We start from the raw sequence: 11,937 nt of genomic DNA, 5'->3' as shown, positions 1-11,937 counted from the left end.
GACCCTAAGCGCTCCATCGAGGTGCCGCGTACATCACCGGGCACCGATCTCGACGAGCAGGACGCCGCCCATCACCAGGACGATCCCGATGCTCATGATGAGTGTGAGCGGCTCCTCGAACAGGATGCGGCTCGGCACGGCGGTGATCGCCACGCCCGCCGCCGCCCAGATCCCATAGGCGATGCCGAGGGGCATGCCGGAAGCGAGGGCCGCCGACAGGAAGGTGAAGGCGAGGAGGTATCCGGCGGTGACCGGGATGTACCACTTCCACGATCCGGTCACACTCGCCCGCAGCGAGAGCGTCGCGCAGCCCGGCCCGCAGGGTGAAGGCGAACAGGACGAACGACGCCACGTATCCGAGCACCACCACCACGTACCACAGAGGTTGGTCGAGGGCTCCCTTGAGGGAGAGGGATGCCGTCACCTCGGCGCCGATGGCACCGAGCAGCAGAAGCGATTTCTTCACGCGGAATCCCCCAGGGGTGTGGCTCGACGGTATCTCGGCGGTGATGACAGTCATCCCGACCCGGCCGTTAGGCTGAGCGCATGCGGACCCGAGCCGATATCGAATGCTGGCTGACCGACATGGACGGCGTCCTGGTCCACGAGAACACGCCGGTACCCGGCGCGGCGGAACTGCTGCAGCAGTGGCGCGATCTGGGCACGCCGTTCCTGGTGCTCACGAACAACTCCATCTTCACGCCTCGCGACCTGAGCGCGCGGCTGCGCGCATCGGGACTCGACGTCCCCGAGGCATCCATCTGGACCTCCGCGCTGGCGACCGCGGACTTCCTGCGCAGCCAGGCACCCGGCGGATCTGCCTTCGTGATCGGCGAAGCGGGTCTCACCACGGCCCTGCACGAGGCCGGCTTCATCATGACCGAGACGAACCCCGACTACGTCGTGGTCGGCGAGACCCGCAATTACTCGTTCGAGGCGATCACGAAGGCGATCCGGTTCATCGCCGCGGGGGCGCGCTTCATCGCGACCAATCCCGACGCGACCGGTCCGTCCGTGGACGGAGTGCTGCCGGCGACCGGCGCGATCAGCGCCCTGATCACGAAGGCGATCGGCAAGGAGCCGTACGTCGTCGGCAAGCCGAACCCGATGATGTTCCGCTCGGCGCTGAACCGCATCGGCGCGCACTCCGAGACGACCGGCATGATCGGCGACCGGATGGACACCGACATCGTCGCCGGCATCGAGGCCGGCCTGCACACCGTCCTGGTGCTCACCGGCATCAGCGACGACGCGGAGATCGAGCGCTACCCGTTCCGACCTGATGAGGTACTCGAGTCGGTTGCCGACCTCGTGTCGGAAGAGCCGCTGGAGGCCGAAGAAGCGGACATCCTCTGATGGGTGCGCGAGTCTGATGGGCGTGCTCGACGAGGGCGAGCGCGTGTTCGCTCCGGATGCCGCGACCTGGCGCGCCTGGCTCGAGGCCAACCACGAGCGGGTGAGGGGTGCGTGGCTGCTGCGGGGTCGTGCGGGCTTCACCGACCGTCACGTCGCCTACGAGGAGGCGATCCGTCAGGCCCTGTGCTTCGGATGGATCGACGGCCCGGTGCGCACCTTCGACGATGAGACCGCCGGCCTGTGGTTCTCGCCCCGGCGCCCGTCGAGCGGGTGGGCGGCGACCAACAAGGCGCGGCTCATCGAACTCGAGGAGGCGGGCCTGCTGGCCGAGGCAGGTCGCCGCGCAATCGAGGTCGCGAAAGCGAACGGCTCGTGGACCGTGCTCGACAACGCCGAGGCGATGATCGAGCCCGACGACTTCGCCGCGGCTCTGGATGCTGCGCCCACGGCGCGGGCGGCGTGGAACGCGTTCCCGCCGTCCGCGCGAAAGATGGGGATCGCTGCGGTCGATTCGGCGCGACGCCCCGAGACGCGGGCGTCGCGCATCGCCAAGATCGTGGCGGACGCCGCGGAGGGGAAGCGACCATGAGCAGTCTCGAGCAGACCCTGCTCTTCGGCACGACCGCGATCATCCTCGTCGGGACGCTGATCGCCTTCGTCTGGCAGTACTTCCGCAATCGCGGGGGAGACGACTGACTGCGGGACGCAGCCGCCGACCGTCTGCCCGACGCCGACGGCAGCATCGGGGGGATTCTGGCCTGGTACACCCTGATGCACCACGGAAGGGGGTCTCAGGCGCCGCTGGTCGGCGGCTTGTCGAGACCGTGGCGACCGGGCTTGACGGGTTCGGCGGCCGTCGCCGGGCTGACGGCGGAGGGATCGCCAGGCCCGCCCGTGTTCGGGTAGCGCGGCTCCTCGATTTCCACCGCCTTGTCACGCTCGTCCAGCGGTGGCAGGTGGTCCAAGGGTTGTTTGATGTCGTCTGGATGACTCATGCTTCCAGCCTCGGGCGCGTGAACGGTCTCGGGAAGGGGATTGCGAGCTGCGCCGCCATGCGCAACAGCGCGGTCACGCGCTCATGTCGGAGCCGATCACCGCCAGCCCGACCGCACTTCTCACATCCCTGTTCTTGAGCGGACTGTGACCGCCCTCGTGCTGGAAAGTCCCAGCCGCCGATAAATCGCCCGGCATCTGGCCGTTTCATGTCGGTAACACGCGCGTCGTAGCATCGCCTCGAGCAGGCGACGATCGCCGAGAGATTCAGACGCGAAACGAGGTGACGGTGGCATGGCGACGCCAGGATATGAAGCCAGCGTCTGGGAGCGCTACGCGACCGAGTTCGCCCTCACGTTCGGCGACACCCCCACGCGCATCCGCGCCGTGCAGGCGGCATACTTCGAGCACGAGTTCGATGTCGACCTGATCACCCAGCTCAGCGGCTTTCCCGTCTGGAGGATTCGCCAGGCCGTGTTCGCAGGGCCTCCTCGAGCGGTTGGCTGAAGCCCCAAGAGCGGTCCACCTTGTGGAGACCGCGGCGGCGCCCAGCGCAACTGGAATCCGATTCGGCACGATCGCCTTGACTGGCGGGACGCCATCGACGACCCTGGCGGAATCGAGTCCACGCTGACGTTCTCGGAATCGATCGAAGGATCCCCCAGCGAAACGAGTCTGGACGCTTCGGAAACGCAGGGAGTAGACCGATGAGACCACTTCGATACTCGATCAACGTGACCCTCGACGGCTGCTGCCACCACGAGGCGGGACTTCCTCCCGACGAAGCGTCGATGCGCTACTGGACCGCGCAGCTGGAGCAGGCCGACGCTCTGCTGTTCGGCCGCGTGACCTACGAGATGATGGCGTCCGCGTGGCGGAAACCGGCCTCCGGCACGTGGCCCGACTGGGTGAGCGACTGGCAGATGCCGTTCGCCGATGCCATCGACCGCGCGCAGAAGTACGTCGTGTCGTCCACCCTGGACAAGGCGGACTGGAACGCCGAGCTGCTCGACGGCGACCTCGGCTCTGCCGTGCAACGGCTGAAGGACGAGCCGGGCGAGGGGCTGTGGGTCGGTGGCGTGACGCTGCCGCTCGCGCTGGCGGATCTCGGACTGATCGACGAATACGAGTTCCTCGTGCAGCCGGTCCTCGCCGGACATGGGCCGACGCTCCTGGCCGGCCTTCGCAAGCGCATCGAGCTCGACCTCGTGGGCCGTCAGGAGTTCCCGTCGGGCGCGGTCGCCGTGCGGTACCGACCGAGGAAGGGCTGAGGGCGTGGCCCGTCAGGGAACGCGAACCCCGACGAACGTCGTACGCGTCCGCAGGAGGAATCCGAGCCGCTCGTATATCGCGATCGCTCCGACATTGGTCGCCGCGGCGTGCATGAGGGCGCGGTCACCGCGCTGCTGGATGTGGAACGCCGCGTCCAGCACGAGTCGCGAGGCAAGTCCCTGCCGACGGTACGCGTCGTCGGTGGAGACCGCGCTGATCTCCGTCCATCCGGCTGGATGCAGGCGCTCCCCCGCCATCGCCACCAGTCTCCCCTCGCGGCGGATGCCGATATAGCGCCCGAGCTCGTGCGTGCGAGGAAGGAAGGGTCCCGGCTGGTTGCGTTCCACGAGCGCCAGCATCTCCGGCACATCTGCTACACCGAGCACGATCGCCTCCGGGTCAGGCACGGGGCGTAGGGCATCCGTCTCGACGAGCTGCACTCCTTCGCCGCGCCACAGTTCCTCCCACCCGGCAGGGAACTCGGGGACGTCACCGGTTAGGCCGATCTCGGCTCCGTGCCCCACCAGGTCGATCAGTGAATCCCAGACACGCGGGTCGTCCCAGCTGCGGACCGCCACGAACGGCGCAACATCGGACGGGTAGCGACGCACGAGATCATCGCCCTCCGCGAAGCGTTCGTGCGGACCCGACAGCGCGTGCCACGCGGCATTGTCGAGCGTTGCGGTCTCAGCAGCGGAAAAGACTGTGGGCATGACGTGCGGGCTCCGATCGCTTGTCGCCTGCGGGGCGCCTGCGCATCGGATGGCGCGGCAGCTCGGACGGACTTCAACGCCAACGACGGCGGGCGAAGCGCCATTCCACCTCCGATGGAATCGGGAAGGGATCACCATATCCCTGCGGCTGGACACACCACGGCGGGCAGCGGCACGACCCTGCAACGCTCGGCTCGCCGGGCAGCGAACGTCACCAGCGGAAAGGCCTGGGCCGGGTCGACGATGACGCGAGTACGCTCAGCCCGATGGGGACCTGGTCGGATGACTTCGCGGGCCCGGCAGGAATTGCGCCGGACTCGTCGAGTTGGGGCGCCGACCTGGGCGGTGGCGGGTGGGGAGACGCGCAGGAGCAGTTCTACACGCGCCCGCCGGCCAATGCGGCCCTGACAGGACGCGGTCAGCTGGCGATCATCGCACGTTCGGAGCCGGGGGCACCCAGTCGTATCACTTCGGCGCGACTCACGACCCAGGGGCGGGTTGCGTTCCGATACGGACGGATCGCTGCCCGCATCAAGGTACCCATGGGCGCCGGGGTGTGGCCGGCGTTATGGATGCTCGGCACCGACATCGACGCGGTGGGGTGGCCCAGGTGCGGAGAGATAGATGTCATGGAGTCTGTGGGAGGTGATCCTGCCGCCGTGTACGGGACGGTTCACGGCCCCGGATACGCCGGCGTCGGTCGGGGCGTGGGGCGCCGGCATACGACCGGGTCCCCTCTGTCGAACGACTTCCACACATATGCGGTGGACTGGGCACCCGGCAGCCTGACCTGGCACATCGACGGCGAGGAGTTCTTCCACCTCACTCCCGCACTGGTGCCCGGACCGTGGCCGTTCGACCACCACTTCTTCCTCATCCTCAACCTCGCCTTCGGCGGCGGGTGGCCCGGGAACGACGCCGATCCCTCAGCACTGCCGGCCGAGATGCTCGTTGATTGGGTACGGATCACCGACTCCGACGTGCGCTCCTCGTCTCCGCCGGCGGTCGAACGGGTCAGCCACGCTGGGTAGCCTGGTTGCATCGACACCCTGACCGCCCTCCGCAGCCCCGCGCTGCTCAGTCGCGAGGTGCTGGCGGGTATCGTCACCACCCTCGCGCTCATCCCCGAGGTCATCTCGTTCTCGATCATCGCGGGCGTCGACCCCAAGGTGAGCCTGCTCGCGTCGGTCGTGCTGGCGCTCAGCATGTCAGTTCTCGGCGGACGCACTGCGATGGTCACGGCGGCGGCGGGCTCGGTCGCACTCGTCGTCGCGCCCCTTGTGAAGGACCACGGCGTCGAATATCTTCTGCCCGCAGTCCTTCTTGCGGGAATCGTGCAGATCGTCTTCGGTGCGCTCGGGCTGGCCCGTCTGGCCCGGTTCATCCCACGCAGCGTGATGCTCGGGTTCGCCAACGCCCTCGGCATCCTGATCTTCGTCGCGCAGGTGCCGCACCTCATCGACGTGCCATGGATCGTCTACCCGCTCTTCGCGCTCACCGTCGTCATCGTGGTTGTGCTGCCGCGCTTCACAAGAGCCGTCCCCTCGCCGCTGGTCGCGATCGTCGTGGTCACCGCGATCGTGCTGATCGCGGGCCTCAGCGTGCCGAACGTCGGCGACGAGGGCGAGATCGGCGGCGCACTCCCGGGCATCACCCCGCTGCTCGTGCCGCTGAACGTCGAGACTCTGCAGCTGATCTGGCCGACGGCGCTCAGCATCGCGTTCGTCTGCCTTCTGGAAACGCTCCTGACCGCAAAGCTCGTCGACGACATCACCGACACCCGCTCGCACAAGAACCGCGAATCGTGGGCACTCGGAGTCGCGAACATCCTCGCCGGGTTCTATGGCGGGATCGCGGGCTGCGCCATGATCGGGCAGACCATCGTCAATGTGAAGATGGCCCGCGCGCGGACGAGGATCTCGACGTTCGTCGCGGGACTGGTGCTGCTTGCAATGGTCACGCTCTTGAGCGATCTGATGGCGCAGATCCCGATGGCGGCGCTCGCAGCGGTCATGATGATCGTCGCCCTCACCACCATCGACTGGCACAGCGTGAGTCCGAGAACACTGGGGCGGATGCCGCTACCCGAGACGATCGTGATGGTCGTCACGATCGTCGTGGTCGTCGCGACCGGCAACCTCGCCATCGGCGTCGTCGTGGGGGTGGTGCTCGCGATGGTGCTGTTCGCGCGTCGCGTCGCCCATGTCATCACGGTCGATCGCACGGTCGATGAGGCCGTCGTCCGGTACGCGGTGCACGGCCCTCTCTTCTTCGGCAGCAGCAACGACCTGGTTGAGCGGTTCTCGTACGGAATCGACCCGCCCACGGTGGTCATCGATTTCAGCGACTCGCAGATCTGGGATGCCTCGAGCGTGGCGGCCCTCGATGCAGTCGTGACCAAGTACCGCCGACATAACATCGATGCCGTGATCGAGGGCCTCGATCAGCGCAGCGCCCGCTTCCACCGCCGCCTCTCGGGTCATCTCGGCGGCGAGTGAAGCCGATGACGGCGATCATGCAGGCGAGGGCGTCCCCGCCGGAAGAGCTGCCGATGTGCGCCCGTCGGCGAAGCGCGCCTGCGCCCGGTCGTGATTGCGGCCGACCGGCACGAGCTGCGTCGCCTTCGGCAGACCCATCGGTTTCGTGGACACGTAGATGCTTTCGGCACGCTCGACCAGGAACGTCTCGTGCCAGATGCCGACCGCCTTGGGCGCCCGACGCGCGAGCGTGTTGAATCGCGTCCACGCCGGCCGATGCTCCTGCGCGGGGCTGGACGCGTACCTGTAGAGCTTGTCGATCGACGACCAGTACTGCACGACGTAGGGACCGCCCGATCCGAGGAGAAGCTCGAACCCCAGGAACCCGGAGTCCGCGTCCATGCTCAGCTCCCGCAGCATCCGCGGCATCGCCCCGAACACGGGCAGCCAGAGGTCTGGCCTCCACCAATGGTTGATCTGCATTCCGATGTGGAACACGACGAGCTCACCCTCATACTCATGGGTCATCCGTCCCGGTACGACTCTCGACATGGCATCTCCTCGCTTGGTGGATAGCTGCACTATCCATAGTGGATAGCGTTACTATCCAAGTCAAGGGGGGTTCATGAGGATTTCTGAACTGGCGGCTGAGGCCGACGTCTCGATCGCGACGATCAAGTTCTACCTTCGAGAGGGTCTTCTGCCTGAAGGTGAACGCAGTTCGGCAACACAGGCGACGTATCGTGCGGACCATCTGGAGCGGCTCCGACTCATCCGAGCGCTGATCGGATCGGGAGTGAGCATCTCGCAGGCCCGCAGCGTGCTCGACGCGATCGACCGACCCCCGACGAATGCCTACGATCTCCTGGGCACGGCGCATGCCGCGACGATGACGCGCACGGCGGACGCGGTCGACACGACCGAGGCCGAGAAGCTGGTCAGGCGACTCGGATCGGCTGATGGCCGGTGCGACGACGTCGTACTCGGCGCGATCGCACGTGCGCTCGGACAGATCGAGGAGGCCGGATTCCAGGTCGCCGACGACGTGATGACGGCCTACCTGGACGCGATGAGACGGATCGCGCGAGCCGAGATCGCGGGGGTGCCGACCGACTCGACCGAGGCCGCGGTGAAATACGTGGTGCTGGGCACGATCCTCGTCGAGCCGCTGCTGCTCGCGCTCAGGCGCGCGGCCGAGCAGATTGCGGCCGCGGAGCGCTTCGGGACGCACTGACGCGGCAGCCGAAGGCGGCGGCCGAATTCCGCCCGGGCGGTGTTACCGTCATGCGGTGACTCTCGGAGGCAGGGATACAGCGAGCGCACCGTTCGTCGTGACGCTCGTCGTGGACCTGCCCATCACGAAGCTCGACGCGCTCGATGTCATCGCGTTCGTCTCGGACGGCGCAGTGGAGAACGCCCGCACGGCGTACCCCAGGGTGTCCCTCGGCCCGAGTGCGTGGGCGGAGGTGCAGATCCCACGATTCGCCGACCCGCCACCTCTTGCCGTCGACGTGTGCTCGGATGCGTCGGCCGAGGTCGCTCGCGAAGCGGCCCTCCGCCTGGCGGGGGCGCTCGAGCGGGTCGGCTGGACAGTGCGCGCGCCGCGCGCCGACGAGGCCTGATCCAGGTCCGACGTCTCAGCGCTTCGGTCCGCGGCGCCCAAGTTGAGCTCGAGCTCGATCGGCGGCGCGGCGTCTGGGGAGGCTGCTACTGCCACTACTTCCACGACGACACCGAGACGACGAAGAAGGCGGATGTCGGTGGTGCGCTGTTCAAGAAGCGCAGGATCGAAGAGGGGATCGCCCACGCGGCACTCGTCTTCGACGGCGAGCAGGCGATCGCGTGGTGCGAGTATGGAAGCCCTGCCGAGCTGCCCCGCATCTACCATCGCAAGGAGTACGACGCCGGTGAATCCCAGCCGGCGCCCTGGCGCATCACATGCTTCTTCGTCGACCGCGACCATCGACGTCAGGGCGTCGCGCTCGAAGCGCTCCACGGTGCGCTCGACCTCATCGCGCGGGCTGGTGGCGGCGAGGTGGTGTCGTTCCCGAACATCGTCGATCCCGCGAAGAAGGTGTCGTCCTCGTTCCTGCACAACGTGACCCGGGGGATGTTCGAGGAGGCGGGCTTCACCTTCGAGCGACGCATCGGCAAGAACAAGACGGTCATGCGGAAGATCGTGCCACCCGCCTGAGACCGTTCAGAGCTGGCGGTTGAACGTGACGCGGTGCTCGCCTCGCCCGTCGTAGTCGCGATAGGCGAGGACCCCGTCGAGGTCGGTGTCGCCCCCTTGGGTGAATCCGAGCGCGCGATGAAACGACTGCGATCCCCGGTTGATCGGCCCCGTGATGGCCTCGACGGTGGTGCATCCTTCTTCTCGCATCATCGTGAAGAAGCGTTCGTACAGATCTCGGGCGACTCCTCGTCCGCGCAGGTCGGGTGCGACGCCGACGAAGTGGACGTAGGCGGTGTCAGGTCGGGATGCCGAACGGAAACCGATCAGAAAGGCGGCGAGCGCTCCGTCGTCGTCCTCGACGAGGATCGACGTGTTCGTGAAGTGCTGGAAGAACAGACGCGGCAGGAGGCCGGTCGGCGCGACGCCGGTCGGCATCCCCCACCAGACCGGAATCGCGTCGACGACCCGGAGGTGGTCCGCCTCTTCCGGGCGGCGGTAGTGCAGCGACGTCACAGCCGTGAGGGTACTCGCCGAACCGCTCCGCATCCATCGGCCCAGCTCTCTTTCGGTGCTGATGATCGCCGCATCCCATTGGTCGCGCCATTCGACGCGGAGATGCGCGAGGTCCACCGGCACGCGCTCACATTCCGGAATGAGTGAGGCGAGGCGGCGGAGTGGCCCGCCTACTGAGCCGCGGGAAGATGGCTCGCCACGTTGAGGACACGACCGGACGGGTCGCGCACGAAGAAGCGGCGGATGCCCCAGGCTTCGTCCCGCACACCTCGCACGATCTCGTAGCCGGCCGTCTGAGCTGCGGTGAAGGCGGCGTCGACGTCGTCGACCTCGATCGAGATGTCGACCCCGCGGAGCTCCGGATCCACGGCTGTCGGACTCTCCCACGCCACGATCAGCTGGGTCGTGGGCGTCGTCGGCGAGGCGAACATCATCATTCCGTCTTCGTCCATGGCTACCCGGAAGCCCAGGAAGTCTTCGTAGAACGCTCGGGCGGCAGCCCGGTCGACCGTCATCACCACGGGCATTGCTCGTCGGATGTTCATGCCCCAGTCGTAGCACCGATGGCCCGATGAGGACACAGGGACGGCCCTGCAAACTGACGACCGCCGTCGGCGCTAGCCGCGTGTGCCTTCATCCCGCAGCGAGCGGACCATGCTCTGCAGGACGCGGAACGCGCCCTTCTGCTCGTCGGCCGTCATCCCGCTGAGCATCCGAAGCTCGACGGAGCGTACCGCGGCGGTCGCCGTTCCGAGGCTCCGTCGCCCCAGCGGCGTCAGGCGCGTGGGAAGCGCCCTGCCGACGGCAGCCTCCGTCGCCCTGACGACGTAACCGTCGCGTTCCAGTGCCTGCAGCAGGACGTTCATCGACTGACGCGTCACGAACGCTCCGCGTGCGAGCTCCGAGTTGGAGAGCCCAGGCCGCTGCGCCAGCAACTCGAGACACGAGTAGTGCGTCACGGTCATGCCGAGCGGACGCAGCACGGCCTCCATCGCGGCGCGCAACGCGCTCGAGGCCTCTTTCAGCAGGTAGCCGAGGGAAGTCTCCAGATCGATGCCGTCGTTTTGACTCATGTCAGTATTCTGACATACACGTGGTAGTGTCAGATAACTGACACCTGATCCAAGGAGCATCTCATGCCGGTCACCGGACCCGACTTCATCTCACTGCAGACCCGCGATCTCGGCGCATCACAGGCGTTCTACGAGAAGTACCTCGGACTCGTCCGAGCCCAGGCCGGTCCCCCGCATGCGGTCGTGTTCGAGACTGCGCCGATCGCGTTCGCCCTGCGTGACATCGCGCCAGGGACCGACCTGACCTCGGTCGCACAGCCCGGGATCGGCGCGGCCATCTGGCTGCACGCGACGGACGTCCAGGCCATCCACGACTCGCTCGCCGCCGACGGGCACACCATCGTCTCGGCCCCGATCGACGGCCCGTTCGGACGCACCTTCACCTTCGCCGATCCGGACGGGTATCACGTCACCCTCCACGACCAGGGGTGAACGTCTGAGCGCCGCCGCGCGTCGGCGCGGCGGCATCCGCTCTCACACCCGACCACCGGCGAGGTAGGCATCGATCAGCATCGAGCCACGGATATCCCGCAGCACGTCGAACAGCCGGGCCAGACCGCGCCGACTCATCGAGGACAGCTGCAGATCGTACGGCCCGATCTTCTCCAGCTTCCCGGTCCGGATGCGAACGACCTCCCAGTGCGCGGAACGCAGCGTCCGATCCTTGCGCCGGTCGGCGTCTTCGCGTTTGCCGACGTGTTCGAGTCCGTGGCGTCCGGTGCTGTCGTACTCGATCGCGATGCGCAGCTCGGGCAGGACGATGTCGGGCCACACCTCGAGATGGGTGAAGAACGGCCGCCCCACCCGCACTGCATTCAGACCGGGAGTGACGCCCAGGCGTGAGAAGACGTCGGCACGGAGCCGGGCTTCGACAGCGGATGCCGGCCGTGGCGCGCACTCGCTGACGAAAGCCGTACCTACAGGCAGCGCCGGCGTCTTCGTGCACAGCTCGGGTGCGCGCCGAGGGACCCGCTTCTGCGACCCCGACCGGATGGCAGGCGGTTTCGCCGACACCGCACATTCCGGACACCACGCCGAGCGTCGGCGCTCCCGCCCCGGTCGGGCGCGCTGCTCCGCCGGGGTCGCGGCGAATGTGTGACCGACCTCGCACTGCCACAGCAGCAGGACGTCCGCGGCCGGCGGGATCTGCGTGAGCGTGATGCCGCTGTTGAGCTCCGGGTGATACTGCCGGATCAGCATCGGAAAGGGCGCCCACGCCTCTCGGTAGGTGCCGACCTCGTACGGCGTCTCGGCGCCGCGGGAGAACTGGCGACGCGCCCACCACGCGTTCACTGGCTCCGGCATGCGGGCACGCTACCGGTGGCCACCCCCACGCGGGAGGCAGCGATCCAGGGATTCCTCCA

At 67.5% G+C, this 11,937-nt stretch carries 18 protein-coding genes; 10 read left to right on the top strand and 8 right to left on the bottom strand.

All coding sequences use genetic code 11. From position 1 onward, the window contains the following. Positions 1 to 33: 33 nt before the first annotated feature. Positions 34 to 294: a DMT family transporter gene (locus BLT19_RS03150; RefSeq protein ID WP_091486171.1), complete on the bottom strand. Its 261-nt coding sequence runs from the start codon at positions 292 to 294 to the stop codon at positions 34 to 36. A gap of 252 nt (positions 295 to 546) precedes the next feature. Between BLT19_RS03150 and BLT19_RS03145 the strand changes: the two genes are divergently transcribed. Both BLT19_RS03145 and BLT19_RS03140 read left to right on the top strand, forming a co-directional pair. Further along, positions 547 to 1,356, top strand: coding sequence for an HAD-IIA family hydrolase (locus tag BLT19_RS03145; RefSeq protein WP_091486167.1), 810 nt, complete (start codon positions 547 to 549; stop codon positions 1,354 to 1,356). Between the two features lie 16 nt (positions 1,357 to 1,372). Further along, positions 1,373 to 1,945, top strand: coding sequence for a YdeI/OmpD-associated family protein (locus BLT19_RS03140; RefSeq protein WP_091486164.1), 573 nt, complete (start codon positions 1,373 to 1,375; stop codon positions 1,943 to 1,945). 202 nt (positions 1,946 to 2,147) lie between these two features. On the opposite strand, the gene BLT19_RS03135 is transcribed toward BLT19_RS03140, so the two are convergent. After that, on the bottom strand, positions 2,148 to 2,351 hold the full coding sequence (locus BLT19_RS03135; protein ID WP_091486160.1) for a hypothetical protein: 204 nt from the start codon (positions 2,349 to 2,351) through the stop codon (positions 2,148 to 2,150). A 292-nt stretch (positions 2,352 to 2,643) separates the two neighbouring features. Between BLT19_RS03135 and BLT19_RS03130 the strand changes: the two genes are divergently transcribed. Then, entirely contained in the window at positions 2,644 to 2,856 is a 213-nt protein-coding gene (locus tag BLT19_RS03130; protein ID WP_091486156.1) for a hypothetical protein, read from the top strand. Between the two features lie 200 nt (positions 2,857 to 3,056). Beyond that, entirely contained in the window at positions 3,057 to 3,620 is a 564-nt protein-coding gene (locus tag BLT19_RS03125; protein WP_091486153.1) for a dihydrofolate reductase family protein, read from the top strand. 12 nt (positions 3,621 to 3,632) lie between these two features. Here BLT19_RS03125 and BLT19_RS03120 read toward each other — a convergent pair whose 3' ends face one another. Continuing rightward, positions 3,633 to 4,334: a GNAT family N-acetyltransferase gene (locus tag BLT19_RS03120; RefSeq protein ID WP_091486148.1), complete on the bottom strand. Its 702-nt coding sequence runs from the start codon at positions 4,332 to 4,334 to the stop codon at positions 3,633 to 3,635. Positions 4,335 to 4,600: 266 nt separating this feature from the next. On the opposite strand from BLT19_RS03120, the gene BLT19_RS03115 reads away from it, so the two are divergent. Next, a complete protein-coding gene (locus BLT19_RS03115) occupies positions 4,601 to 5,365 on the top strand; it encodes a glycoside hydrolase family 16 protein (RefSeq protein ID WP_091486144.1) in 765 nt (254 codons plus the stop codon). A 9-nt stretch (positions 5,366 to 5,374) separates the two neighbouring features. Beyond that, positions 5,375 to 6,832, top strand: coding sequence for a SulP family inorganic anion transporter (locus tag BLT19_RS03110; RefSeq protein ID WP_091486140.1), 1,458 nt, complete (start codon positions 5,375 to 5,377; stop codon positions 6,830 to 6,832). A gap of 15 nt (positions 6,833 to 6,847) precedes the next feature. Here the strand turns inward: BLT19_RS03110 and BLT19_RS03105 are convergent, their stop codons facing one another. Further along, positions 6,848 to 7,363, bottom strand: coding sequence for a DUF4188 domain-containing protein (locus BLT19_RS03105; protein WP_091486135.1), 516 nt, complete (start codon positions 7,361 to 7,363; stop codon positions 6,848 to 6,850). A 73-nt stretch (positions 7,364 to 7,436) separates the two neighbouring features. Here BLT19_RS03105 and BLT19_RS03100 point away from each other — a divergent pair, with 73 nt between their 5' ends. The 3 genes from BLT19_RS03100 to BLT19_RS03090 are packed head-to-tail and all read left to right on the top strand — an operon-like array spanning position 7,437 to position 9,005. After that, the gene (locus tag BLT19_RS03100; protein ID WP_091486132.1) at positions 7,437 to 8,045 is read left to right on the top strand and encodes a MerR family transcriptional regulator; all 609 of its coding nucleotides are present in this window, start codon (positions 7,437 to 7,439) and stop codon (positions 8,043 to 8,045) included. Between the two features lie 55 nt (positions 8,046 to 8,100). Continuing rightward, positions 8,101 to 8,433 (top strand): hypothetical protein, encoded by a 333-nt coding sequence (locus tag BLT19_RS17750; protein WP_091486128.1) that lies wholly within the window; start codon positions 8,101 to 8,103, stop codon positions 8,431 to 8,433. Continuing rightward, positions 8,325 to 9,005 carry a GNAT family N-acetyltransferase gene (locus BLT19_RS03090; protein ID WP_231917766.1) on the top strand — a complete coding sequence of 227 codons (681 nt, stop codon included), beginning with the start codon at positions 8,325 to 8,327 and terminating at the stop codon, positions 9,003 to 9,005. Before BLT19_RS17750 ends, BLT19_RS03090 begins: the two co-directional genes overlap by 109 nt. 6 nt (positions 9,006 to 9,011) lie before the next feature. On the opposite strand, the gene BLT19_RS03085 is transcribed toward BLT19_RS03090, so the two are convergent. The 3 genes from BLT19_RS03085 to BLT19_RS03075 form a co-directional block, all read right to left on the bottom strand. After that, complete coding sequence (locus tag BLT19_RS03085) at positions 9,012 to 9,500, bottom strand: GNAT family N-acetyltransferase (RefSeq protein ID WP_231917765.1); 489 nt, start codon at positions 9,498 to 9,500, stop codon at positions 9,012 to 9,014. Between the two features lie 170 nt (positions 9,501 to 9,670). Next, positions 9,671 to 10,045 (bottom strand): VOC family protein, encoded by a 375-nt coding sequence (locus tag BLT19_RS03080; protein WP_091486124.1) that lies wholly within the window; start codon positions 10,043 to 10,045, stop codon positions 9,671 to 9,673. A gap of 72 nt (positions 10,046 to 10,117) precedes the next feature. After that, the gene (locus tag BLT19_RS03075; protein WP_091486119.1) at positions 10,118 to 10,573 is read right to left on the bottom strand and encodes a MarR family winged helix-turn-helix transcriptional regulator; all 456 of its coding nucleotides are present in this window, start codon (positions 10,571 to 10,573) and stop codon (positions 10,118 to 10,120) included. A 63-nt stretch (positions 10,574 to 10,636) separates the two neighbouring features. On the opposite strand from BLT19_RS03075, the gene BLT19_RS03070 reads away from it, so the two are divergent. After that, positions 10,637 to 11,005 (top strand): VOC family protein, encoded by a 369-nt coding sequence (locus BLT19_RS03070; RefSeq protein WP_091486115.1) that lies wholly within the window; start codon positions 10,637 to 10,639, stop codon positions 11,003 to 11,005. A gap of 42 nt (positions 11,006 to 11,047) precedes the next feature. Here the strand turns inward: BLT19_RS03070 and BLT19_RS03065 are convergent, their stop codons facing one another. Then, positions 11,048 to 11,878: a zinc-ribbon domain-containing protein gene (locus tag BLT19_RS03065; RefSeq protein WP_091486110.1), complete on the bottom strand. Its 831-nt coding sequence runs from the start codon at positions 11,876 to 11,878 to the stop codon at positions 11,048 to 11,050. Positions 11,879 to 11,937 lie beyond the last annotated feature (59 nt).

This window comes from Microbacterium pygmaeum (genome assembly GCF_900100885.1).
GTDB classification, from domain to species: Bacteria; Actinomycetota; Actinomycetes; order Actinomycetales; family Microbacteriaceae; genus Microbacterium; species Microbacterium pygmaeum.
This window is presented reverse-complemented; position numbering and strand designations above follow the sequence as displayed.